This window comes from Butyricicoccus sp. AM32-19 (genome assembly GCF_003480365.1).
GTDB lineage: Bacteria > Bacillota > Clostridia > Oscillospirales > Butyricicoccaceae > Agathobaculum > Agathobaculum butyriciproducens.
This window is the reverse complement of record NZ_QUIX01000003.1, coordinates 16,124-40,980: the sequence shown is the minus strand read 5'-3', so window position 1 is coordinate 40,980 and position 24,857 is coordinate 16,124. Positions and strand designations below refer to the sequence as shown.

Here is a 24,857-nt window from a genome sequence, read left to right as displayed (position 1 = left end):
TCAACAGCCAATGCAAGTAGATCCGACTGCGCCGGAAGATATTTCTCTGTCTAAGTGAGGAAATATGCACAATATCATGGGCGCTTATTTGGATAGTTTTTATACTATGGTTAAATACATTTGGCTCATTTCTCCAAAGTGTGATATGATTAAATCATTCAGGAGAGAACAAGAAACGGAGAGAAAACCATGAAACGATGGAAAGGGGCGGCATTGCTGCTGCTCTGCACAGTTGTGATGCTGCGGTTGCTGCAGGGATTGGCACAGCCGGAAAAAGAGAATGCCCATGTGCCGGTGCTCGGCATTGTCACCACGGCGGCAGAGGATGACCGACGCGAAGCGCAGTCCGAAGCGCTTGTACATGCGGCGGAGGAACATGGCTTCAAAGTGCTGGAAATGCCGGTCGAGCGCACGCAGGAGGCACAGATTGAAGCCGTGCGTGCGCTGATCGTGTATCAGGTGGACGCAATCGCATTTACGCCGCTGGTGGAAAGCGGCTGGGACAACGTGCTGCGCGAAGCAAAATCCGCCTCCGTGCCGCTGCTGTCGATAGACCGCGCGATACGCGGCGTGGATGATGTGCCGCTGCAGCATATTGGATTTGATTATGCGTCGCTCGCGGAGCAGGCGGCGGATGCGCTTCTGCAGCAGCGCATGCCGCGGGACGGTGTACTGGAGCTTTACGGCACGGTAAATGCTTCGGACGCAAGAGAGATTGCACGCGGCTGCCGCGAGGCTCTGGAGGAACAAGGATTGACCGTAACCTACAGCTTGTGCGGCGACGGCATGCGCTCGCGTGGCTGCGAAATACTGGAGGAGATGGAGGACCATCTGGACGAAATCGGCTATATTTTCGCCCAGAATGACGCCATGGCGCTCGGTGCAGTGGATTATCTGCACAGCCACGGCCGTAAACCGGGCAAGGATGTGCTGATTTGTGCGTTTGGCGGCGGTGCAGAGCTGCGCGCGCTGCAGAAAAAAGGGGAGGTTGCCGTAATCGGCGCACTGGATGATACGCAGCTGGCTGAACTGACCGCAGACGCAGCCCAGCAGATTGCGAAGGCACCGTGGAAGCCCTATATCGCTCTGGCGGACACCGCCGTGCTGACGGAGGAGGGAACAGCCGATGCGTAAATCCCATCACAGCCTGCACGGCTTGCTGCGGCAGTCGCTGCTGCGCAGCGTGGTCTGCATGATCCTTCCGGTGTGCGTGCTGGCCGGTCTGCTGGTTGTTCTGACACAGCGCTATGGCGCGGATATTGCATTGACGACCCGTGCCTCCGAGGTCCGCACTGTGCTGGTGCAGGATCTGCCGGATGAGGTGTGGAACGTGGTTTCCGGCCGTATTTCCTTCGAGGATGGACGGCAGCGGATGCTGATTGACAGCTCTCTGCACGAGCTGAACGACATGCTGGACAGTGCCGGAGAGGACGAGGCACAGTATCTCAACGCGGCACTGCGTGCCATCCGCACGATCGACAGCTACGTTGATCAGCTGGAAACGCAGATGGACGCCGGTGCCGCGGTCAGCCGCAACGAATCGCTGTACCGCGAGATTCACAGCGTCGGCCATCTGGCGGGCAGCATGCTTGACCGCTATATCGAGAATGAGATCGCCCGCATGGGTCGTTTCAACGCCCGCATTCAGCACGGACTGGGTGCGGCAGCGCTTGCACTCATTGTGCTGGTCGGCGTGATGATCTGGCTGACTATTCGGGCATCTGACAATCTGGAAGGTGCGATCGGCGCGTCTTTGCGGCAGCTGGAGCAGTTTGCCAACCGCATTGCCGCCGGTGAGCTGACCGAGCGCGTCCCGCCGACCGAGATCGACGAGCTGCATCTGCTGACACGCGATCTCAATACAATGGCGGAGCAGCTGGGGGCGCTCATTCATGAGCGGGTCGAGCAGGAAAAGACCATTAAAAAAGCCGAACTGCGGGCGCTGCAGGCGCAGATTACGCCGCATTTCATGTACAATACGCTGGAAACCATCGTCTGGCTGGCTGAAGAGGGCCGCAACAGCGAGGTTGTCGAGATGACGATGGCGTTCACCGGCTTTCTGCGCATCTCGCTCAGCCGCGGCGCGGATTACATCACGGTCGAGCGCGAGGAACAGCACGTTGCAAACTATCTGCAGATTCAGTCGGTGCGGTACGGCAGCATCATGCGGTATACGATTGATATTGATCCCGCGCTGCACGAGCGGTATATGCTGAAAATCGTGCTGCAGCCGCTGGTTGAAAACGCGATTTATCACGGCATTAAGCGCAGGCGCGGCAGAGGACAGATTACCGTGACCGGTCGCAGGCAGGCAGGAGGCATGTACTTCGCCGTGGAGGACAACGGCATGGGCATGACACCTGAGCGTCTTGCCGAGGTACGGACCTCGCTGCAGAATGGCGCACCGCTTGACCCGGACGGCAAGGGCGGCTACGGTCTGCGCAATGTAGAACAGCGCCTGCGGCTGTATTACGGCTGCGGACTGACGATTGAGAGTGAATACCGGAACGGCACACGCATTAGCTTCACCGTACCGGACGAACAGGAGGGGAAAACGCTATGATGCGTATATTCATTGCGGATGATGAGGAGATCATCCGGGACGGCATCCGCAACTGCATTGAAAAGGAGCAGGGACGCTTTCTATTTGCAGGTGAAGCGCCGGACGGCGAAATGGCACTGCCTATGCTGATGGAAATGAAGCCGGATGTGCTCATTACGGACATCCGCATGCCGTTTATGGATGGTCTGGAGCTGGCAAAGGTTGTACGGCGCACCATGCCATGGTTGCGTATTGTGTTCCTCAGCGGACACGATGAATTTGAGTATGCACAGAAGGCGGTTTCGCTGCACGCGGATGCGTATCTGCTCAAGCCGGTCAGCTCGGCGCAGCTGCTCGAAACGCTTGGACAGGTTGCCGAGCAGATTGAGCAGGAGCAGCAGCAGCTTCGCTCGGCAGGCGTAAACAGCCGCAGTGAGCGCGAGGAGGACGTACTGCGTGAGCATTTTCTCAACGACCTGCTCTCGGGCAGCGTGCCGACTGCGGAGGCGGCTGTACAGGGAGAACGCTGGGGGCTGCTGCTGACAGCGAAGCAGTATCTTGTGTGCATCGTGCGCCTGCCGGAAAATGCCGTGCAGGAGCAGGTGCGCGCGCTGACTGAGCGTCTGTGCGGTGAGGAAAGCGAGGTCTGCGCCTTTTTCCGCGGCAGCCGCCGGCTGGTGCTCTTGCTGCGTGGGGAGACCGAGGAAGCTGTGCGCGAAACCGCCTACGAGTTCTGTCAGAACCTGCGGCACGAGCTTTGTCAGGTGCTGGGCTGGAACGCGCTGTGCGCGATCGGCGCACCGGTTTCACGTGTCAGCGCCCTGCCGGAAAGCTACTGCACAGCGAAGGATACACTGCTGCAGGCCTCCGCATGTGCGGAGGACGGCGTATTCGGCAGCACGGACTTTGCCGGTGTGCAGCACGAGTTCGATTTCTCGGCGGGCGGCTCGCTGGCGGACAAGCTGCGGCATGCCGCTCCCGAGGATGTGCCGCGCATTGTCGAGGGCTACTTCGGCGACTCTGCGGCGCAGGACGTACAGAGCGTGCTGTACCGGTATTATCTGCTGATGAATCTGCTCGTCACAGCCTCTCAGCTGGCTGATGAGGTGCAGGCAGGCAGTATTCCGCCTCCGGAGGATCCGCAGGCGGTGCTCGGTCAGGTGGCGACGCTCGAGGGCACAAAGGCCTGTGCCGCCGAGGTGCTCGGCCGCATGACTCGTCTGTGTTATCGCCATCAGAATGTGCGATACAGCGCGGAAATCAGCCGTGCAAAGGAGTTTATCCGCGAAAATTATGCGGACAGCGGTATTTCACTGCACATGGTGGCGGCAGAGGTCGGCTTTAGTCCGAACCATTTTTCCACCGTGTTTTCGCAGGAGACCGGTCAGACCTTTGTCGAATATCTGACCGCTGTCCGCATCGAGGCGGCAAAGCATCTGCTGACCGAGGGCAACAGCCGCATGAGCGATATTGCGTTCGACGTCGGTTATCAGGATTCGCACTATTTCAGCTATCTGTTCAAAAAGCACGTCGGCGTTTCGCCACGCGAGTACCGCAGCCGGTCGGAAGAGAGATGAGGCAATACCGCACAATTAAAGCTGCGGCGCTTTGCGGAAATTTTGTGCCCTGACTTTGTTGTGATTTTGCGGTAATACATCAAGTATTACCGCAAAACCACGCCTCGTCAGTCCGTAAAATTTACTCGCAAATCGCTCTTGCTTAATTATGCGGTACTGCCTAAAATAATATCGTAAGAAATTCACCGTTCAGGAACGGCCTTCTTGAATGGTAAAATTTTATCGGATGATGGACGGTAGAGCGAAGCCGCTTAAACTGTTATAGTATAGGGGCAGAGAAAAACTGCTCCGCCTTTTGTATCGAGGTGGAAGCTATGAAAAAAATATGTTTTCTTCCTGTTGTTCTGCTGCTGACCGGACTGCTCTGCGGCTGTACGGGTCAGCAGCAGAACGATCCCTCACCGCAGGAGAACGATCATGCGATGGAGGAGGGGACAGAAACACCGAAATATGACCATCTTACCGTTTACAGTCCGCTGCCGGAGTCGGAAACGCTGCTGTACTGCAGTGCCTTCCGCAAGGATACCGGCATCACCGTGGACTGTATTCATCTTCCTGCCGGAGAAATGACCGCGCGGCTCGAGCAGGAGCGGGACAACCCGCAGGCTTCTGTGCTGCTGGGCGGCTCGGCGGATAACTATATTCAGCTGCGAGAGGCCGGTCTGCTGGAGGCGTATCAAAGTCCCGAGCTGACCGATGTGCCCGAAGCCTATCAGGATGAGCAGGGCGTGTGGAATCCGATCTACATCGGTACGCTGTGCTTCGCCTGCAACACCGACTGGTTTGCACGGACGGGAACGCCGATGCCGACCTGCTGGGACGATTTGCTGTCGCCTGCACTGGCAGGGCAGATTGTGATGGCAACTCCGAAAAGCTCGGGTACCTCGTATACCACGCTGGCAACGCTTGTGCAGATGCGCGGCGAGGACAAGGCATGGGAGTATCTTCAAAAATTAGACCAAAACGTCGGTTTGTACACCCGTTCGGGTGTGGAGCCGGCAGAGCGGGTAAAAAACGGCGAATACGCCGTCGGTATCGTGTTCTCGCATGACGCCTTCCGCGCGGCGCTGGATGGCTATCCCATTGAGGTGCGCAGTCCGGCAGACGGCACCGGCTATGAGATCGGCGCGTGCGCGCTTGTGCGTGGTGCACCGGAGCAGGAGCGCGAAAACGCCCGCACCTTTATCGACTGGCTGACCTCTTCCCGCGGAGAGGAATGCTATATCGAAGCGAAAAGCTGCCGCCTTCCGGCAAACAGCACCGCCCGCGCAGCGGACGGACTGCCGCCGCTGGACGAGGTCAAGCTCATCACCTACGATCTGGAGTGGGCAGGCGAGAACCGCACGCGGCTGATTTCGTACTTCGACACGCATATTTACAGCGCGCGAACCTTGGCTTAAAAGGTTTAACATAGACGCGGCGGTATGGCGGCAGCCGTACCGTGAAGAGAAAGGAGAAAAGAAAATGGCTAAAAAATCTTCGCGTATGCGGCGGCTGCTCAGCGGTGTGCTGTCGGCCGTGATGCTGGCAACACTGGTGCCGAGCACTGCTTTCGCAATCGGAAGGACGGATACCGGCTCCTTCCTGACGGGTCCGTACCTGATGACCCCGAAAACAAACGGCATGGTTGTCGTTTGGGAACTGGATAAACCGATGAAGTCCACCATTACCTACGGTACGAGCGATGCGGACAAGAAAACGCTCGAGGTTCCGGTAGAGGAGGGCGAAAAGTTTAAGGGTGAGAGCATGCACATGTATCGTGCCCGCCTGACCGATCTGACTCCGGGTACGACCTATACCTACAAGGTTGAGACCGAGGACGGACAGACTGTGGAAGGTCACTTCCGCACGCTGCCCGAAAATTCGGATGAGATCCGCTTTGTGGTTGTCAGCGACAGCCATCGCTTTGAAACGGCAACCAAGGTTTCCGATGTGATCGCACAGTTCGATCCGGACTTTATCCTGCATACCGGCGATATGGTAGAGGGCACCGGCTCTCAGAAGGATCAGTTCCCGTACTGGTTCCAGAATGTCGGCTCGTTCCTGCACAATGTGCCGGTTATCTACAACAGCGGCAACCACGATTACGGTGCCTACTTTGATGAGTATGTCACCAAGGTGCAGAAGGAGCAGTATAAGTCCAACGAGACCGGACGCAACGTAGCGTTTGACTGCGGTCCGGTGCATTTCGATATGCTGGACAGCAACCCGTGGTCCCTGTTCGAGCTGAACTCCACTGCGGGCGGCGGCGAGGCAGATGCGGCAACCAAGGCCGTTGTAAACGAGTCGCTCGACTGGCTCAAGGCCGATCTTGCAACCGACGATGCCAAGAAGGCTGACTTCCGCGTTGTTACCATGCACCATCCGTTCGAGGATGACCTGACCCGCAAGTACGTTCCTTCCATCGTGGAGAACGGCAACGTGAATATCATGTTCAGCGGCCATACCCATCTGTATTCCCGCTATGCTTCTGCTGATCCGAAGCGCGGCGCGGATACCCTGTATGTAACCCAGGGCGATGCCCGCATCGGCGACGGCAAGATCGACACCGGCAAGCCGGATCAGCGCCTAAACGACAACTATCCCAACCTGCTTGCAACCGGCAAGGGCGATATGCTCGAAGTAACCGTCAAGGACGGTCTGCTGACCTATAAGAACCTGGGTCTGAGCAGCGACGGCGAGAAGGTATTTGAGACGGTTACGCTGTCCAAGGACGGCACCAAGCTGGCGTACAGCGATATTTCCATCACCCCGGACACCGTTCAGTCCAACGGCACTGTTACGGTATCCGCAAAGGTGACCAATGTCGGCAAGGGTCTGGCGACCGCCTCCATGTGTGTCAAGGACAACGGCACCGACCGTTGGCTGTATGAGTTCGGCAAGAGCGGCAAGGAGCGTGTTGTCGGTCTGAATCCCGGCGAGTCCGCAACGCTGAGCGCACCGCTGACGCTTTCTGCACTCGGCACGCATACCCTCAAGCTGGACAGCTACACCAAGACTGTCAATGTTACCTTCCGCAAGGCAACCTACACCTACAGCAACCTGCGCCTGCAGCTCGGCGGCGGCACAGTAAGCGAGCCGACCAGCGATGTCATCTACGCCAAGGCGGATGTGCAGAACATCGGCAATGAGGACGGCACCGCAGAGGCAGTGCTGTACATCAACGGCGCAGCCGTTACCTCGCAGAAGACTGCGCTTAAGGCAGGCGAGACCCGCACGGTTGAGTTTGCCTACAAGGCACCGGCAGGCGGCAGCTATACCGTCAAGGTCGGCAACTCGGCAGAGAAGACCGTTGCCGTGCTCGGCTCCATGCAGGGCACCCCGATCGTAAAGGATAAGTCCGGCAAGGGCAACGACGGCATCATCCGCGGCAATCCGACGCTCGTTAAGTACAACGGCGGCTGGGGTCTGTCTCTGGACGGCGTGGACGATTATGTGGAAATTCCGGATAACAAGAACTATGTGGTAGACAACGGCGTTACCGGCATGGTTTGGGCAAACATCGACCGTCTGGCAACGGGCGATGAGTGGGACCACAACCCGCTGCTGATGAAGGGCGCTTCCATCAGCTACGGCACCAACTACCTGTTCCGCATGGCAGTCCGCAAGACCGGCATGGTTACCTATGGCATTGGCTTTAACAACGATAACGGCGAGTACTTCTGGAACGACGACGAGAATATGGGCGGCGGCGTTACCCTCGGCAAGTGGGTACAGTACACCGGCGGCTTTGACCGTGCAACCGGCGGCGACAGCTACGAGGATACCAAGGCAAGCGGTCACACCGATGCACCGAATTTTGATTCTGAGATCCGCAACTGGGAAGGCAAGTCCATGTACTCCGGCTTTGCATTCCACCGTCATCTGCTGACGGGCCGCGGCCGCGGCAAGACGCACACCATGCTGACAGGTGACATCGGTCAGCTCCGCTTCTATACCACCAAGCTGACCGCAGAGGAGAACAAGCAGATTTACGCAAATCCGACTGCAAAGGGTCCGGAAAGCGACAAGCTGGTCGTATGGCTGGATTACGCACCGGAGAATATCGTCACCAAGGGCACGCACACCACCGAGTGGCGCGCAATGACCGGCAGTGCAGCACAGTTTACCTATAACGCAGAGATTACCGGCGCGGCTTCTGCAACCGCAACCGTTGAGACCTCGGACGACGGCAAGACCGTAAAGGCTTCCCAGTCCGCAGAGTTGAAGAACGGCAAGAACACGGTTGATATTTCCGCACTGGGCAGTGCAAAGTATGTTCGCGTTACTACCGTACTGAACTCCTCTGTTGCAGAGAAGTCCACCGATATTCCGGTTATCAACGCGTACACCGTCAAGGCCGGCAATACCAATACCTGGGCAACGCTGGCAGACTGGAACGAGGGCACCTTCACCGATGCAGTAGGCTACGAATCCGATGATGTATTCAACGATTACTCTGTGGATTACGACAACTACGGCACCGTGGGCAAGAATGTTAAGGTCGTTGAGGGTACGGTAAGCACCTTTACCGACATCGCGGGCCACTGGGCAAAGGATGCCATCGAATATGTGACCGATAAGGCGCTGTTCAACGGCACGACCGCAACCACCTTCTCCCCGAACGAGGGTATGACCCGCGGCATGTTTGTCACCGTGCTTGGCCGTATGGCAGGCGCAGATATCTCCGCGTACAACACCCAGAGCCAGTTTGCCGACGTAGACAGCAAAATGTACTACAACGCATACGTCAACTGGGCAGCAGCCAACAAGATCGTTTCCGGCGTGGACGCTTCGCATTTCAATCCGAATGCGCTCATCACCCGTGAGCAGGCTGCGGTTATCATGGACAATTACCTGACCGCCACCGGCACCAAGGTAGAGGAGAACGGCAGTGCAGCCGCATTTGCCGACAGCGCAAGCATCCGCGCTTACGCGAAGGACGCTGTAACCAGAATGCAGAAGGCTGGTCTGCTGAGCGGCAAATCGGGCAACCGTTTTGACCCGCAGGGCACGGCCACCCGTGCACAGGTAGCTGTTATCATGCAGAAGCTGTGTGAAAAGACCGGTAAATAAGCCGGTAAAATGAGAAAGGGTCTCCCGCCGAATGGCGGGAGACCCTTTGCGTTCGGAACCTGAAAAAACAGGAGAGGGATAACCTCTCCTGTTTTTTCAGGTTTGATTGTGTCGAAATTCAGTTACTTGATCTCAGCGAACATCTTCTCGAGCGCAGCAGCTGCGCCGGCGGGAAGCCATGGGCGATACCTATATCAAGCCGCTGTTCGCGCTACTGCTGCATTGCAGGACAAAGGCGGTATCGGACTGCCGATTCGGCTATTTACAGGCACAGCCGCCGGTCTACGAGGCCGGAAAGATGATTATGGGGGCACTCGTGCTGCTTGCGCCGGATACCGGTGATCCGATTCCAGTGGAGGTCATGCGCATGGTGAGCGCACAGCTGATCGAGGAGCCTGAGGTGATCGAGCGCCTGCGGACCGGTCAGCGCGACGCAGCCGTGCAGTTGTTGGAAGAAAAGCTGGATCGTCTGTTCTCAGAACACAGAGATTAAGCATAAAAGGGAGCGGTAATGCGGAAAATATTCTGCATTGCCGTTCCTTTTGCACGCAGAACAGAATTTACAGGGAGAATGTGCTCTTGTAATTCCTTACAAAAACGAAAGGGATTATTTGTTGAAATAACAGATTGACGCTTATATGGACTGTTGTTATTTTGATTATAGCTTTTGTTTCAATAGTTTCAAATATCTGGAGGGAGTCATTCCATGATTTATACGGTAACACTCAACCCTGCATTGGATAAAACGGTAGAAATTCCGGGTATTGCGCTTGACACGGTCAACCGCATCACGGAAATGCGCACGGATCCCGGCGGCAAGGGCATTAACGTGAGCAAAGTGATTGCCAAGCTGGGCGGCGAGAGCCGCGCCGTCGGCATTCTGGGCGGTGAGAGCGGCAGAACGCTTGAAAAGCTGCTCGAAAACGAGAATTTCACCACGCAGTTCCGGTTCGTTGAGGGGCAGACCCGCACGAATATCAAAATCATCGACCGGGTCGGCCACACGAATACCGACATCAACGAGCCGGGTCTGACCGTTACGAACGCAGATTTAGATGCGCTGCTGAACGACCTTCTGGCTGAGGTGCACGCAGGCGACATTGTGGTGCTGGCGGGCAGCTTGCCGAAGGGCGCACCGCAGGAAACCTATCGCGTGTGGACGAGCGCATGCAAAAACGCAGGTGCGCGGGTGTTCCTCGATGCGGACGGCGCTTTACTGGCGGAAGGCTTAAAGGCCGCGCCGTACCTCATCAAGCCGAATGATGATGAACTGTCGCGTCTGGCGGGCAGAAAACTGGAAACCATCGAAGAACTGACCGCAGAAGGTCAAAAGCTGCTGGAGAGCGGTATCGAACGGGTGGTTATCTCGCTGGGCGGCCGCGGTGCGCTGTATCTGCGCAAGGGCAGCACGATTTACGCTGAGGGACTCAAGGTTCCGGTCGGCAGTACGGTCGGTGCGGGTGACAGCGTGGTGGCCGCGCTGGCCTATGCCGAGTCGCAGGATATGAGCGAGGAGAACGCGGTCCGTCTCTCGACTGCAACCGGAGCCGCGAATGTCATGTGCAGCGGCACACAGGCCGCCGAGCGCTCGGTTATCGAGGCGCTGCTTCCGAAAGTACGCTTTTCCAAGTTGTAATTGCTGAAATCTATCGTGTTTTAAGATATGGTGAAGGAGAGTTTTATTATGAAAACAAGAGCTGTACGTCTGCATGCTGCGAATGATCCTGCGTCTGGATACCTTTGAACTGCCGGAAATCCGCGATGATGAGATTCTGGTCAAGGTCGTATCTGATAGCATCTGTATGTCCACCTACAAGTGTGCCATCCTCGGCACCGAGCACAAGCGCGTGCATCCCGATGTAGCTGAGCATCCGGCCGTCATGGGGCACGAGTTTGCGGGCGATATCGTCAAGGTTGGCGCGAAGCATCAGGATAAATTCAAGCCGGGCATGAAGTTCACGCTGCAGCCCGCGCTTACTACGAGGTGTCTCTTGCGGAGACGATGAGTTGCTCGGTCGGTGCGTTTAACGCCGCTTATCACACCAAGATAGGTGTTTATCACCGCGAAATGGGTATTAAAAAGGGCGGCAAGCTGGTCATCATGGCAGGTGCCGGTCCGATGGGCCTGAGTGCGCTGACGTATGCGCTGCACCGTGACGTCCGTCCATGGTCGTTGTGACCGATGTGAACGAGGACTGTCTGGCACACGCCGAGGCGCTGTTCCCGCCCGCAGAGGTTAAGGAGAAGGACGGCATCGACCTGCACTTTGTCAACACCGGCAAGATGGAAAATTCGGCGGCAGAGCTGCGCGAAATGACCGGCGGCACCGGCTTCGACGATGTATTCTGCTATGCACCGGTCGCAGCCGTGGTAGAGCTGTGCAGCGCCGTGCTCGGCCGCGACTACGCTCAATCTGTCAAAGCTTCCGGGCGGCAAAAAAAGGTGCTGTAACAGTGAGAAAACCCTGTCTGTTGTTGGAACAGGCAGGGTTCCTTTTGGGGTTAAAGTCAGATATTCGGCTCATACGCCGATACGGCGGCAGTATCTGTATATTGCCCCTCGCAAAGCTAAATAGTACCTTATCACTATTAAGCCTTGCTCTGCGGTGTTTTCTTTTGCCGAGAAAGCGGTTGAGAATTTCTTTCTGCTCAGCGCTTCACTCTTCTTCCGAATCGGTGCCGATATCCAGAACCTTCTGCGTTTCGCTCTCGCTGAGTTCGGTAACGCCCTTCAGCTTGCGGCGGATAGCGCGCGTGCGCGTACCGACCAGCTTATCCAGCTCGCGGCTCGCCTGATCGAGTCGGTTCTGCGTCTGCGTCAGGCAGGCTTCAAACTTGTCAAACTCGGTCTTGACCGCACCCAGAACGCTCCAGACCTCACCCGAGCGCTTCTGAATCGCAATCGTGCGGAACGACATCTGCAGGCTGTTCAGCAGCGCCGCCATTGTGCTCGGACCTGCCAGATTGACATGGTAGTCCCGCTGCAGAATCTCCACCATGCCGCGGCTGACAGCTTCGGCGTACAGTCCCTCGAAGGGCAGGAACATGATGCCGAACTCGGTCGTATGCGGCGGCGCAAGGTACTTATCGTGAATGTCCTTCGCCTCGGATTTGAGGGTGGCGATCAGCTGCTTGACGCATGCGTCAATCTGCTCGCGCGAGCCTTCCTCGTACGCATCACGGAGCGCCCCGTAGGTGTCTCCCGGGAACTTGGAGTCGATCGGCAGCCAGACAAAGCTGCCGTCCTCAACGGGCAGCTTGACCGCATACTCGACCACATTGCGGCTGTTCGGCACGGTCGCCACGTTGGTCTCGTACTGCTCGGGCGCGAGAATGTCCTCGAGGATCGCGCCCAGCTGAATCTCGCCCACAATGCCGCGGGTCTTGACATTGGTGAGCACCTTCTTCAAATCACCGACACCCTGTGCCAGCGTCTGCATCTCACCGAGGCCCTTGTAAACCTGCTCCAAACGCTCGTTGACCAGCTTGAATGACTCATTCATGCGCTCAGACAGCGTTTTCTGCAGCTTTTCGTCTACAATTTGACGCATATCGTCCAGCTTTTTGTTGTTGTCCTCCTGCATGGCACGCAGGTTTTTATCCACTGTAACGCGGATGTTCTCCAAATCCTGCTTAGTCTCACCCGTGAAGGTGTGCAGATTTTTATCTACCGTTTCGCGGATAGTTTCCAAATCCTGTTTGGTTTCGCCGGTGAACGTGTGCAGATTCTTGTCCATCGTGCTGCGGATAGTTTCCAGATTCTGTTTTGTCTCACCCGTGAAGGTGTGCAGGTTTTTGTCCACGGTTTCGCGGATATTAGTCAGATTCTGCGTTGTTTCCGCCGTGAAACCCTGCAGACGCGTCTCAAACCTGCCGAGCTGATCGGTCAGACCGCTCATCTTGTCTCCAAGGCTCTTGTCCATCGCGGAAAGCTGATTGCTCTGCGCTTCCCGGCCTTCGCGCAGGTTTTGCGTCACGAGCGTGCCGAGCGCAGTAATGGATGCGGTTGGGTCGATCTGCTGCGGAAGCTCCGGCTTTTCCGGCTTGCGGGTCAGCAGAACGATGACCAGTCCCAGCAGAATAACAACCAGGACCAGGGTTATAATGGGTATGTATTGCATAATTTCTCCTTTTACAGCACTTTCAGTTCTTTTGCGATGCGCTGCATCTCCTGATCGGTCTCCGCAATAACATCCGCACACTTCTTCAAATCATCGGATACATGCTCCGGAATCTCCACATCGGATTTATAGCGCAGCTGGTGCTCCAGGCTGGCCCAGAAATCCATCGCCATCGTGCGAATCTGCAGCTCGATGCGTACCGGCTGCGTGCGTTCCGCGAGGAAAATCGGCACCTCGAGGATCAGATGCAGGCTGCGGTAGCCGTTCGGCTTGGGATTGGCAATGTAGTCCTTCTTCTCGATCAGCGTCAAGTCATCCTGCCGCATGAGCATGTCCGCTACTGTGTAAATATCCTCGATAAACGGACAGATCACGCGGATACCGCCAATATCGTTCAGATTGTCTATCATGGACTGCAGCGTGATCGGGAATCCGCGCCGCTTGAGCTTGCTGATAATGCTGCGCGGGCTTTTGATGCGGCTTTTGATGGCATCAATCGGGCTTGGCTTGCCCGAAATACGCGACTCATCGCTTAGAATATCCAGCTTGGTCTTGATCTCACGGATGCCGGATTCGTACAGCAGCATCATCTGCTGCATCTGCATCGCGGATTCGATCAGCAGTTCCTCGTCGTGCTGCGACAGCCGGTCAATTGCGAAAAAGTCAGCCAGTTCCATAGTCTTTACCCTCCTTGCGTTTCTCTTTTTTTATTTAGTATACCACATTCGACGATTGGGTACAATCCGCAGACGTCTCCCATTTTGTGGACTATCCGGCATCTGCCGATGAAGTGTTCGCTGTGCGGCAAATTTTCGGCGGCGCGTATATTTTCCGCAGCAGCCGACCATACTGTCAGCAACGGAGGTAAAGGGACATGAAGCAATATCAATCCAAACACACCGCGGCGCTCTCTACCCGCGGATTCTACACCATTCTTTCGCTGTGTGCGCTCATCATTGCCGCATCCGCATGGGTGATCTGGGGCAATGCACACCGGCAGAACGCGGTCGAGCCGGACACCGGAATGCCTATCATCGCACCGGCCGACTCGACCGCCGAAGCACCGACCGAACCGGCCACCGTTCCGCAGCAGGAGCAGGAACCTGAGCCGGTGATCGAGGAACAGCCGGTCGCGGCGGCAGAGCCGGAACCGGCTGTGACGGTCAGCGCCCCTGTGTATGTGCGGCCGGTGTCCGGAGCCGTGCTGACGCCGTTTTCGGGTGACACGCTGCTGTTCCAGCCGACCATGGGCGACTGGCGTGTTCATGCCGGCACGGACTTCTCTGCCGAAGCCGGCGAAACCGTGCTCGCACTGACCGACGGCACTGTGCAGCAGATTGCCGAGGATGGCCTGTACGGCACCTGCGTGACGCTGACGCATACTAACGGTCTGACCTCGTCGTACTGCGGCATGGACGATGTACGCGTGCAGGAAGGGCAGGCTGTCTCCGCCGGTGAGGCGCTCGGCGTGTGCGCGGACAGCATTCCTGCAGAATCCGCACTCGGCACTCATGTGCATGTGCAGGTGACGCAGAATGACGCGCCGATTGATGTACTCACGCTGCTCGATGAGGATGAGCCGGAGTAAATCGACACAGACTGTGCGTCCTCTGCTCTGAAATCCTGCTGCCATCGCATGCGCCATCGGAGTATGCAGACCGAGAAACCCTCTGGAACGCGGTGGAGAAAGCCGAATGCGGAAAGAAAGCACAGCTTGCGTACAGCTTTGACATTGCCTTGCAGAACGAGTTTTCCATGCAGGAGAACATCGCTCTGGCAAGGCAATTTTTGTTGGAGAACTTTGTGAGCCGGGGTATGGTAGTGGACTTTGCCGTTCATTCTCTCGACAAGGAGGACGTCGGCATTTTCAATCCGCACTTTCATGTCATGTGTCCCATTCGCCCTTTGGACGAACACGGCAGATAGGGCAACGAGCAGCGGCAAGGACAAGTGGATTCTGGATGAGGATGCTGCCCAGATTGTCAAGCGCGTCTTTGACCTCTGCATTGACGGCAAAGGCCCAGAGCAGATTTCGCGGATTCTTGAAAGGGACCATGTGGAAATCCCCGCACTGACAGAACTCATGATTGCAGAATCTACCCTTGGACGCAAAAAAACGGCGTGACCTTAACGGTCACACCGTTCTCTGCCCTAACCGCAGGACTTATAGTTCCTTAAAACGGTTAAGCCTTACTCTGCGGTGTTTTCTTGTTTGCAATTAGCCGAGCTTCGGGAACAAGTCCTGCTCGATAACAGCGTCGAGCGTCATGCCTGCATAGGCAATCTGCGCCAGACCGTCGATGAAGCGGGAGACTGCCGCAATCAGCACGGAAATGTTATCCGCCACAAACGGAATGATTTTCTCGAGCTCGAGAGAGCCGTCCACCAGTGTGTTGTGCTTGAGGTAAATCTGACCGGCCTCCTCAAAGAAGCCGAACGAGCCGAGCGCACAGAAGTTGTTGCAGTAATCGCACGCATGACGAAGCTGCACCTTGTTGTTTTCCGGGGCACCCTGAAACAGAGTAACGAAGAACTGCAGCAGACCCATGTCCTCTGCGGGCAGCTGCATCGGGATGAAGCAGGCTTCAATCACAACGTCCTTGGCAACCTTGCCCTGACGCATTGCCTCGCAGCGCAGAATGGTCGGTGCGCCGTCCTTCTGCATGATTTCCGCACGGAAACCGTTCTGGTTGAGAACATCGTTCATGCAGCCTAAAATCTGATTTTGCTGTTCGATTTTCATTCTTTTTTCCTTTCTTCCATTCACGCAGAATGTAGGGCGGGCTGAGGTCAGCCCGCCCTACAATAAACGTAAAATATTACTTTACGCCGATATCGGTGCGATAATGCGCCTTATCGAAGTGAATCTTCTTGACATCGGCATACGCCTTGAGGATCGCTTCGTCGAGCGTGGGGGCAACTGCCGTTACGCCGAGCACGCGGCCGCCGTTCGTTACCAGCTTGCCGTCCTTGACGGCGGTGCCGGCGTGGAATACGAACGAGTCGGTCACATCGTCCAGACCGGTGATCTCCTTGCCCTTTTCGTAGGCCTTCGGATAGCCGCCGGACGCCATGCAGACGCAGCAGGCGGCATTGTCCGCCCACTTGATGTCAATGTCCTCGAGCTTTTCGTCGATAACGGCATTGAAGATGTCGAACAGGTCGGTGTCCAGTCGGGACAGGACAGCCTGCGTCTCCGGGTCGCCGAAACGGGCGTTGTACTCGATAACGCGCGGGCCCTTTGGGGTCAGCATCAGGCCGAAATACAGCACGCCCTTGAACGGACGGCCTTCCTTCTCCATGGCCGCGACAGTCGGCTTGAAGATGGTCTCCATGCACTCGGCGGCAATGTCGTCGGTATAGAAGCGGGACGGCGAGAATGCGCCCATACCGCCGGTGTTCGGGCCTTCGTCATGGTCGTAGGCACGCTTGTGATCCTGTGCGGACGGCATGGTCTTGAGGTGTTTGCCGTCAACGAATGCCAGCACGGAAACCTCAGGGCCGGTGAGGAACTCCTCGATAACGACACGCGCACCGGCGCCGCCGAATGCGCCGCCGTCGATCGCGTCCTTGACCGCCTCGATGGCTTCTTCCTCGGTCATGGCAACGGTAACACCCTTGCCGAGCGCAAGGCCGTCCGCCTTGACAACGATTGGCGCGCCGTTCTTCTTGATGTACGCGATGGCATCCGCCGAGTTCTCAAAAACGGCGTAGCCAGCGGTCGGAATGCTGTATTTCTGCATCAGATCCTTGGCAAAGGACTTGCTGCCCTCAATAATAGCGGCGTTCTTGCGCGGACCGAAGGCACGGATGCCTGCGGCCTCGAGCGCGTCTACCATGCCGAGTGCAAGCGGGTCGTCCGGTGCGACCATAACGAGATCCGGCTTGTGCTCCTTGGCGAAAGCAACCATGCCGTCGATGTCGGTTGCCTTAATCGGTACGCACTCTGCCTCAGCGGCAATGCCGCCGTTGCCCGGCGCACACCAGATGTGGTCAACCTTGGGGCTCTTCTTCAATGTATGGACGATGGCGTGCTCACGGCCGCCGCCGCCGATAACCAAAACTTTCATTTATTGTTCCTCCGTTTGTAGGTATATGCGCTGTGCGCGGAACATTTCTACGATCAGTGCTACTGTGCCGATGGAGATGCAGGTATTGGCCAGCGTCCAGACGGTGTTAAACAGATAGTCGTTCAGCCAGCCGGGTGCGCTCACGAGCACAAGAATGTAGCCCGCGCTCCAGATCACCAGCAAAACCCATTCGGGCAGCGTGCTGTGCTCGATCTTGTGCATCTGGTCTTTGACACCCATCAGCAGCATGCAGCCGGTGAGCAGCAGCGGCACGAGCGCCGCATACTGCAGCACAATCCGCAGCAGACAGGGCGGGATGACTGCCGGACCGAGGATGAGCTTGAACGCCATCGTCACGTCCGCGGCAATGCTCGCGCGCATATACCAGCGGGACGCATTCTGCACGGACAGCGCACCGGCAGACACCAGCGCGAACGCCAGTATCTGCAGTGCCCAGTTGTGCTGCGCGGCCAGACTGAGCAGCAGTCCGCCGGATACGGCTAAGTAGGCATAATAGCCTTTCAGCAGTTTCATTAGTGATGGAACAGACGCATGCCGGTGAACGCCATCGTGATGCCGTATTTGTTCGCGGTCTCGATTACGTTGTCGTCACGGATGGAGCCGCCCGGCTGTACAATGTACTCCACGCCGGACTTGCGTGCGCGCTCTACATTGTCGCCGAACGGGAAGAATGCGTCCGAACCAACGGTTACGCCGGTGTTCTTTGCAATCCACGCCTTCTTTTCCTCAGCGGTGAGCACCTCCGGCTTTACCTTGAAGGTCTTCTGCCATACGCCTTCAGCCAGTACGTCCTCGTACTCGTCCGAGGTGTAAACGTCGATCGCGTTGTCGCGATCCGGGCGGCGGATGCCGTCAACAAACTGCAGACCGAGAACCTTCGGATGCTGACGAACGAACCAGTTGTCGGCCTTGTTGCCCGCGAGGCGCGTGCAGTGGATGCGGCTCTGCTGACCTGCGCCGACACCGATGGTCATGCCGTCCTTGACGTAGCAGACCGAGTTGGACTGGGTGTACTTCAGGGTGATGAGTGCAAGGATCATGTCGTGCTTTGCGCTCTCCGGCAGATTCTTGTTCTCGGTAACGATGTTGGTGAGCAGGCTCTCGTTAATCTCGTAGTTGTTGTAGCCCTGCTCAAAGCGGATGCCGAAAATGTCGCGCTGCTCGATCGGCTTTGGCTCGTAGTTCGGGTCGATCTTGACAACGTTGTAGCCGCCCTTGCGCTTGGTCTTGAGGATCTCGAGGGCCTCAGCGGTGAAGTCCGGTGCGATGATGCCGTCGGAAACCTCGTGTGCGAGGTAGGAAGCGGTGTCTGCGTCGCAGGTATCGGACAGCGCCGCCCAGTCACCGTAGGAGCACAGACGGTCAGCGCCGCGTGCACGGATGTAAGCGCATGCAATCGGGGACAGCTCCTTGTCGGTGTCAACAAAGTACATCTGACGCTCAACATCGGTCAGCGGCTTGCCGAGCGCGGCACCGGCCGGAGAAACGTGCTTGAAGGACGCAGCTGCGGGCAGGCCGGTCGCCTTTTTCAGCGCACGGACGAGCTGCCAAGAGTTGAATGCGTCACAGAAGTTGATATAACCCGGCTTGCCGTTGAGTACCTCAATCGGAAGCTCGCCCTCGGTCATAAAAATGCGGGCCGGCTTCTGGTTGGGGTTGCAGCCGTACTTTAAGGCTAATTCTTTCATAAATAGTCCTTTCTGCTCATCAGGCCGCAGTTATTCTGCGTTCTTGTTGCGGATTTCCTGCTCAACTTCGCCGGTCTCCAGATCGACGTAGCGCACGAACAGCGAAACCTTGTTCTGCTCGTTCAGGCTGTTCCAGAGCAGGTTGGTGAACTCGTGAATGGGCAGCTCGATGCGGATGCACTTCGGCTCGCCGCGGAACGGCGGCAGCGGATCGCCGTCGCACTGATAGGTATGGATGAAATGGCCCAGACCGGCAACCGGCTTATCGTACTCATAGAAAAAACGCTTGTTGGCGGTGCGGTCCGAGGTGAAGTTCTTGAGGATGGACAGGCTGTAGGAGCCGTCCGGATTGACAACGCCCGAAATGCGGGAGGTGTAGTTGGGGGCGTCCGGCTCAAACTGGCGGGTGCGGAGCGCCTCAAAGTAGCTCTTGCCCTGCTTGAGATAGTCCACGATGGTATCGGTCTGGTCGCCGTTGGTAACGACCAGGGTGCCGTTGTACAGGCGCACCGGATGATAGATGATCAGCGAGGGATCGACCATCTTGGACGGGTCAAATGCCTCCGTGCGGATACCGTCCTCGGTTTCGGTGAACACGCGGTTGCGGCTGTTCTCCGAGCGGCCCATGATGAAGTAGGCGATAACATTCTTTTTATTATCCGGGGTGCGGCCGAGAATAATGCCGCGGCCGGGATATGCGTTGCTCATCAGCTCCTGGCTGATGTCAAAAACATTCTTGCTCATAATGCTGTCACTCCTGTTCAGTTTTTATGGACGATAGCGCCGTCCACGCGCAGTCTGCCTGCGCAGAAGTCGGATACTGCCTGCGGCAGAAGAATCCACTCCGCGTTCTGCATGACGCGCTTCTGCAAGGTCTCCGGTGTGTCGCCATCTTCCACTTCAACGGCCTTCTGCGCGATAATTGCGCCGCCGTCTACCACTTCGGATACAAAATGTACGGTCGCACCGGTAACCTTTACCCCTTTTGCCAGCGCGGCTTCATGCACGCGCAGACCGTAGAAGCCCTCTCCGCAGAAGGAGGGGATGAGCGAGGGATGTACGTTGATAATGCGGTTTTCAAAATGGCGGCAGAAGCTGTCCGGCAGGACGGTCATGAAGCCTGCGAGCACGATCAGACCGATGTCTGCGTTCTCCAGCAGAGCGGTAAGCGCCTTGCCGTACTCTTCCGCGTCGGAAAAGTCCCTGCGGCGCAGCACCTCGGAGGGAATAGCCGCTTTTGCGGCACGCTCGAGTGCATACGCCTTCGGGTTGGACGAAATAACGAGCGAAATCTGTCCGTTTTCGATCTTGCCCGCCTGCTGTGCGTCAATGAGCGCCTGCAGGTTCGTGCCGCCGCCCGAAACCAAAACTGCAATTTTTGTCATTTATTTTTCTCCAAAAAACAAATGAAATGGAGAATTGTGGATTCGTGCAGAACGCGATTATTCAACACATCGCTTTGCACTGAACCACGCAGCGCGGACGAAACCCGCGCAAGGATAGCGCCAATTCTCAATTCTCCATTTTCAATTTACTTAAACGAGTTCTACGCCCTTTTCGGCGCCGTTTACGCACTCGCCGATAACATAAGCCTGCTCGCCTGCAGCGGAAATTGCTGCAACCGCGCGGGAAGCGTCCTCAGCGGCAACGGCCAGAACCAGACCGGCGCCCATGTTGAAGGTGTTGTACATGTCGCGCTCCGGAATCTTGCCGGTCTTTGCGATCAGGTCGAATACCGGCGGAACCGGCATAGCAGCCTTCTCGATCTTGGCAACGATGCCTGCCGGCAGCATGCGCGGTACGTTTTCATAGAAGCCGCCGCCGGTGATGTGGCTGATGCCCTTGACCTCAACCTTGCCCATCAGGGACTGGATCGCCTTAACGTAGATCTTGGTCGGGGTCAGCAGCTCTTCGCCAAGGGTCTTGCCGAATTCGTCGATGTAGCGGCGAACCGACTTCTCGTTGATGCCGAGCGTCTTGCGAACCAGAGAATAGCCGTTGGAGTGTACGCCGGAGGAGGCAACACCGATCAGCGCGTCGCCGGCCTTGATGCCGGTGCCGTCGATCATCTTTTCCTTATCGACCATGCCGACAGAGAAGCCTGCCATATCGTACTCGTTTTCCGGATAGAAGCCCGGCATTTCAGCGGTCTCGCCGCCGATCAGCGCGCAGCCTGCCTGACGGCAGCCCTCTGCGATACCGGAAACCATCTGTGCGATCTTCTCCGGGTGGTTCTTGCCGACTGCAACATAGTCGAGGAAGAACAGCGGCTGTGCACCGCAGCAGGCGATGTCGTTTACGCACATGGCAACGCAGTCGATGCCAACGGTGTCGTGCTTGTCCATCAGGAACGCCAGCTTGAGCTTGGTGCCGACGCCATCCGTACCGGAAACGAGGATCGGATCCTTCATGCCATTGAACTCCGGACGGAACAGGCCGCCGAAGCCGCCGAGCGTACCCATAACGCCCTTGGTAAAGGTGCTTTCTACCATCGGCTTCATCAGCTTGACCGCTTCATAGCCTGCGGTAACGTCAACGCCGGCAGCCTTGTAGCTTTCAGAACGGCTTACACTCATTCTTAACATCTCACTTTCATAATTAAAGATGGAAAATTGATAATGAAGGCGTGTGACCTTCATTATCAATCATCATTTTCCATTCAGGTTTAGTCTTTGTCAGAGGGGAGCGGAATCTCGGTCTCGAACATGTTCTTATCCACCTGCTCGGGTACTGGAATCGGGTACTCACCGGAGAAGCATGCATCGCAGAAGCCCAGCTTGCAGCCGACTGCAATCTTGCGGCAGGCTTCGAGCGACAGGAAGCCGAGCGAATCCACGCCGATGATCTCGCGCATTTCCTCAACCGTGCGGTTGTGTGCGAGCAGCTGGTTGCGCTCTGGAATATCCGTGCCGAAGAAGCAGGGATGACGGAACGGAGGTGCCGAAATTCTCATGTGAACCTCAGCCGCGCCTGCGTCGCGCAGCAGCTTTACCAGACGGCCGCAGGTCGTACCGCGGACGATGGAGTCATCGACCATGATGACGCGCTTGCCCTCAATAGCGGTGCGCAGGGCATTCAGCTTGAGACGCACGGAGCGCTCGCGCTTGTCCTGACCCGGCTGGATAAAGGTGCGGGCGATATAGCGGTTCTTGATGAGACCGACGCCGTACGGAATGCCGGAGAACTTCGCGTAGCCGATGGCTGCCGGGATACCGGAATCCGGTACGCCGATAACCACGTCAGCGCCGACCGGATGCTCGATGGACAGATACTTGCCGGCCTCCTGACGGGCCAGCTCAACCGATGCACCGTCGATGATGGAGTCCGGACGGGCAAAGTAAATGTACTCGAATACACACGCGGAGGACTTGCACTCGATACCGCAGTGCATGGAGCGCAGCTCACCGTTTTCGACAACGCAGACCTCACCGGGTTCTACATCGCGGATGAACTTTGCACCGAGCGCGTCCAGAGCGCAGGTCTCGGAAGCGAAAATGTAGCAGTCGTTGTCCAGCAGGCCGATACACAGCGGACGGAAGCCGTGCGGGTCGCGTGCCGCGATCAGCTTGCGCGGAGACATAACAACCAGAGAGTAGGCACCCTCGATGCGGTGCATGGTGTTCATAACGGCTTCTTCAATAGAGCCGCACTTGAGGCGTTCCTTAACAATGGTGTATACCAGCACCTCGGTGTCGTTCGAGGAGCGGAAAATGCCGCCGTCCAGCTCGATCTCGCGGCGCAGCTCGCCTGCGTTTACGAGGTTGCCGTTGTGCGCAACCGCGAGATTGCCCTTTACATGGGTGATGGAGATCGGCTGCGCATTCTCGCGGCGGGTATCGCCGGTGGTGGAGTAGCGCACATGACCGATAGCCATCGAGCCGGGCATGTTGTCCAGAATCTCCTGATTGAACACGGCGCTGACCAGACCGGTGTCCTTATGGCAGTGGATCACGCCGTTTTTGTTTACGGCGATACCGGCAGCCTCCTGACCGCGGTGCTGGAGAGCAAACAGTGCAGTATACGCGTCGTGCGCGGCGGAAATCTCCTTGCCTTCCGGCGCTGCGATACCGAATACACCGCACTCCTCATGCACCTTGTCAAACGGAGTGCTGCTTTTTCTTAAAATACGATATTTCATTCTTCAGCCTTTTCTTGTCCGAATCTTGCCTTGCGGATGGGCTTACTTGCCCATAACGCGCTTCATGATCTCCTGATATGCCTCCTCGACACCGCCCATGTCACGACGGAAGCGATCCTTGTCCAGCTTCTCCTTGGTGGTCTTGTCCCACAGGCGGCAGGTATCCGGAGAGATTTCGTCTGCGAGAACGATCTTGCCGTCCGCAGTCTTGCCGAACTCGAGCTTAAAATCAACGAGGATGACGTTCAGGGTATCGAAGTACTGCTTCATAACCTCGTTTACCTTGAAGGCCATTGCCTTGATGGTCTCGATCTCCTCACGGGTAGCAGCCTTCAGTGCGATCGCGTGGTAAGCGTTCATGAGCGGGTCGCCAAGCTCATCGTTTTTGTAGGAGAACTCGATGGTCGGCTCGTCGAATACGATGCCCTCTTCCACGCCGAAACGCTTCGCAAAGGAACCGGCGGAAATGTTGCGGATGATGACCTCCAGCGGTACAATGGAGACCTTCTTTACCAGGGTCTCACGCTCGGAGAGCTGCTCAACAAAGTGGGTCGGCACGCCCTGCTGCTCGAGCAGCTGGAACATGTGATTGCTCATTACGTTGTTGATAACGCCCTTGCCGGTAATGGTGCCCTTCTTCTCACCGTTGAATGCGGTTGCATCGTCCTTGTAGTCAACGATTACGAGATTTGCATCGTCGGTAGCGAATACCTTCTTAGCCTTGCCTTCGTACAGCTGTTCTTTCTTTTCCATGTCCAATTCCTCCATTTGTATAAGTAGTGTTAATTTGAAACAATGTTGTTTGCAGGTTGTACATCGAAGCTGCCAATGGGAGCAGCCCCAATGCCTTTACCTTGCGGGGATGCGGTATCAGAGATACCTATATAGATTACGCGAACTGAGCGCGAACCTTTTCGTCCTTTGCGGTAACTTCCGCTGCCATATCGGCCTTGAACTGCGCGAGCTTCTGTGCCAGCGCGTCATCCGACAGGGCGATCATCTGTGCTGCGAGGATGGCGGCGTTGTCTGCGCCGTCGATCGCAACGGTTGCCACCGGAATACCCTTGGGCATCTGCACGATGGAGAGCAGGCTGTCCATGCCGCCCATCACGCTGGTGGCCATCGGCACGCCGATTACCGGAAGCGTGGTGTAAGCTGCCAGTACACCGCCGAGGTGTGCGGCCTTGCCTGCCGCCGCGATGATAACGCCGAAGCCTTCGGCTGCCGCGTTCTTCGCCAGCTGCTCGGCAGCGGCCGGGGTGCGGTGCGCGGAGCAGATGCGGACCTCAGTCGGAATATCGAACGATTTCAGACGGTCAACACACTTTTCCATTACCTTGAGATCACTGTCGGATCCCATGACAACGAGAACTTTTTTCATTTGTTATTCCTCCTACAAAAACAAATGAGGGCACGGGTATACCCGTGCCCTATAATCGCTCATTTATGTGCACCGATGCCCGAGAGAATGCACGAATGCCCGAGAACGAAAAACTGTTCAGCTGCAGTCTGATTCAAAAATACGCTGCCGGTCATGTGTACACCTCTTTCTTAAAACCAACGGTGACGATACATATTTATTTTAGCTAATTTAACTTGTTAATGCAAGTATTTTACCCGCTTTTTTCGGGATTCGTGTAAATGCC

At 56.7% G+C, this 24,857-nt stretch carries 23 protein-coding genes and 1 pseudogene; 12 read left to right on the top strand and 12 right to left on the bottom strand.

All coding sequences use genetic code 11. The features are described 5' to 3' along the window. Nucleotides 1-189: 189 nt before the first annotated feature. The 10 genes from DW806_RS04005 (at nt 190) to DW806_RS15630 (ending at nt 11,625) form a co-directional block, all read left to right on the top strand. On the top strand, nt 190-1,134 hold the full coding sequence (locus DW806_RS04005; protein WP_118729175.1) for a substrate-binding domain-containing protein: 945 nt from the start codon (nt 190-192) through the stop codon (nt 1,132-1,134). Further along, a complete protein-coding gene (locus tag DW806_RS04000) occupies nt 1,127-2,563 on the top strand; it encodes a sensor histidine kinase (RefSeq protein ID WP_118729174.1) in 1,437 nt (478 codons plus the stop codon). The genes DW806_RS04005 and DW806_RS04000 overlap by 8 nt, the downstream gene beginning before the upstream one ends. Beyond that, on the top strand, nt 2,560-4,119 hold the full coding sequence (locus tag DW806_RS03995) for a response regulator (protein ID WP_118729173.1): 1,560 nt from the start codon (nt 2,560-2,562) through the stop codon (nt 4,117-4,119). The genes DW806_RS04000 and DW806_RS03995 overlap by 4 nt, the downstream gene beginning before the upstream one ends. 314 nt (nt 4,120-4,433) lie before the next feature. After that, the gene (locus DW806_RS03990; protein ID WP_118729172.1) at nt 4,434-5,519 is read left to right on the top strand and encodes an ABC transporter substrate-binding protein; all 1,086 of its coding nucleotides are present in this window, start codon (nt 4,434-4,436) and stop codon (nt 5,517-5,519) included. Between the two features lie 64 nt (nt 5,520-5,583). Next, nucleotides 5,584-9,174 carry an S-layer homology domain-containing protein gene (locus DW806_RS03985; RefSeq protein WP_118729171.1) on the top strand — a complete coding sequence of 1,197 codons (3,591 nt, stop codon included), beginning with the start codon at nt 5,584-5,586 and terminating at the stop codon, nt 9,172-9,174. A 160-nt stretch (nt 9,175-9,334) separates the two neighbouring features. Continuing rightward, nucleotides 9,335-9,667 (top strand): PTS sugar transporter subunit IIA, encoded by a 333-nt coding sequence (locus tag DW806_RS03980; RefSeq protein ID WP_279220770.1) that lies wholly within the window; start codon nt 9,335-9,337, stop codon nt 9,665-9,667. A 213-nt stretch (nt 9,668-9,880) separates the two neighbouring features. Then, complete coding sequence (gene pfkB, locus DW806_RS03975; protein ID WP_118729169.1) at nt 9,881-10,810, top strand: 1-phosphofructokinase; 930 nt, start codon at nt 9,881-9,883, stop codon at nt 10,808-10,810. Nucleotides 10,811-10,883: 73 nt separating this feature from the next. Further along, nucleotides 10,884-11,180, top strand: coding sequence for an alcohol dehydrogenase catalytic domain-containing protein (locus tag DW806_RS15640; protein ID WP_243022626.1), 297 nt, complete (start codon nt 10,884-10,886; stop codon nt 11,178-11,180). Next, the gene (locus DW806_RS15635) at nt 11,177-11,353 is read left to right on the top strand and encodes a hypothetical protein (RefSeq protein ID WP_243022625.1); all 177 of its coding nucleotides are present in this window, start codon (nt 11,177-11,179) and stop codon (nt 11,351-11,353) included. Before DW806_RS15640 ends, DW806_RS15635 begins: the two co-directional genes overlap by 4 nt. Continuing rightward, nucleotides 11,341-11,625 carry a hypothetical protein gene (locus tag DW806_RS15630; protein ID WP_243022624.1) on the top strand — a complete coding sequence of 95 codons (285 nt, stop codon included), beginning with the start codon at nt 11,341-11,343 and terminating at the stop codon, nt 11,623-11,625. The genes DW806_RS15635 and DW806_RS15630 overlap by 13 nt, the downstream gene beginning before the upstream one ends. A 205-nt stretch (nt 11,626-11,830) precedes the next feature. Here DW806_RS15630 and rmuC read toward each other — a convergent pair whose 3' ends face one another. Next, the gene (rmuC, locus tag DW806_RS03965; RefSeq protein ID WP_242994927.1) at nt 11,831-13,294 is read right to left on the bottom strand and encodes a DNA recombination protein RmuC; all 1,464 of its coding nucleotides are present in this window, start codon (nt 13,292-13,294) and stop codon (nt 11,831-11,833) included. 11 nt (nt 13,295-13,305) lie between these two features. Beyond that, nucleotides 13,306-13,971 carry a GTP pyrophosphokinase gene (locus tag DW806_RS03960; protein WP_117492072.1) on the bottom strand — a complete coding sequence of 222 codons (666 nt, stop codon included), beginning with the start codon at nt 13,969-13,971 and terminating at the stop codon, nt 13,306-13,308. A 197-nt stretch (nt 13,972-14,168) separates the two neighbouring features. On the opposite strand from DW806_RS03960, the gene DW806_RS03955 reads away from it, so the two are divergent. Continuing rightward, nucleotides 14,169-14,882, top strand: a complete 714-nt coding sequence (locus DW806_RS03955; RefSeq protein ID WP_118729168.1) for a M23 family metallopeptidase — start codon at nt 14,169-14,171, stop codon at nt 14,880-14,882. Between the two features lie 17 nt (nt 14,883-14,899). Then, a pseudogene (locus DW806_RS03950) lies at nt 14,900-15,217 on the top strand (MobA/MobL family protein); the annotation flags it as partial. A gap of 295 nt (nt 15,218-15,512) precedes the next feature. On the opposite strand, the gene DW806_RS03940 reads toward DW806_RS03950, so the two are convergent. From DW806_RS03940 to purE, 10 genes are all read right to left on the bottom strand, one after another. Next, nucleotides 15,513-16,037, bottom strand: a complete 525-nt coding sequence (locus tag DW806_RS03940; RefSeq protein ID WP_110435875.1) for a hypothetical protein — start codon at nt 16,035-16,037, stop codon at nt 15,513-15,515. A gap of 76 nt (nt 16,038-16,113) precedes the next feature. Then, on the bottom strand, nt 16,114-17,364 hold the full coding sequence (purD, locus tag DW806_RS03935; protein WP_118729166.1) for a phosphoribosylamine--glycine ligase: 1,251 nt from the start codon (nt 17,362-17,364) through the stop codon (nt 16,114-16,116). Continuing rightward, nucleotides 17,365-17,898, bottom strand: coding sequence for a hypothetical protein (locus DW806_RS03930; protein ID WP_118360629.1), 534 nt, complete (start codon nt 17,896-17,898; stop codon nt 17,365-17,367). Then, the gene (locus DW806_RS03925; RefSeq protein WP_118360630.1) at nt 17,898-19,073 is read right to left on the bottom strand and encodes a phosphoribosylaminoimidazolecarboxamide formyltransferase; all 1,176 of its coding nucleotides are present in this window, start codon (nt 19,071-19,073) and stop codon (nt 17,898-17,900) included. The genes DW806_RS03930 and DW806_RS03925 overlap by 1 nt, the downstream gene beginning before the upstream one ends. A 30-nt stretch (nt 19,074-19,103) precedes the next feature. Then, nucleotides 19,104-19,817 (bottom strand): IMP cyclohydrolase, encoded by a 714-nt coding sequence (locus DW806_RS03920; RefSeq protein ID WP_117492078.1) that lies wholly within the window; start codon nt 19,815-19,817, stop codon nt 19,104-19,106. A gap of 17 nt (nt 19,818-19,834) precedes the next feature. Continuing rightward, nucleotides 19,835-20,458 (bottom strand): phosphoribosylglycinamide formyltransferase, encoded by a 624-nt coding sequence (gene purN, locus DW806_RS03915; protein ID WP_118286178.1) that lies wholly within the window; start codon nt 20,456-20,458, stop codon nt 19,835-19,837. Between the two features lie 150 nt (nt 20,459-20,608). Continuing rightward, nucleotides 20,609-21,649, bottom strand: a complete 1,041-nt coding sequence (purM, locus tag DW806_RS03910; protein WP_117752103.1) for a phosphoribosylformylglycinamidine cyclo-ligase — start codon at nt 21,647-21,649, stop codon at nt 20,609-20,611. Between the two features lie 89 nt (nt 21,650-21,738). Next, nucleotides 21,739-23,211: an amidophosphoribosyltransferase gene (gene purF, locus DW806_RS03905; RefSeq protein ID WP_118286179.1), complete on the bottom strand. Its 1,473-nt coding sequence runs from the start codon at nt 23,209-23,211 to the stop codon at nt 21,739-21,741. A 42-nt stretch (nt 23,212-23,253) separates the two neighbouring features. Then, a complete protein-coding gene (gene purC, locus DW806_RS03900) occupies nt 23,254-23,964 on the bottom strand; it encodes a phosphoribosylaminoimidazolesuccinocarboxamide synthase (protein WP_110435883.1) in 711 nt (236 codons plus the stop codon). 136 nt (nt 23,965-24,100) lie between these two features. Then, nucleotides 24,101-24,592 (bottom strand): 5-(carboxyamino)imidazole ribonucleotide mutase, encoded by a 492-nt coding sequence (gene purE / locus DW806_RS03895; RefSeq protein ID WP_110435884.1) that lies wholly within the window; start codon nt 24,590-24,592, stop codon nt 24,101-24,103. Nucleotides 24,593-24,857: the final 265 nt, after the last annotated feature.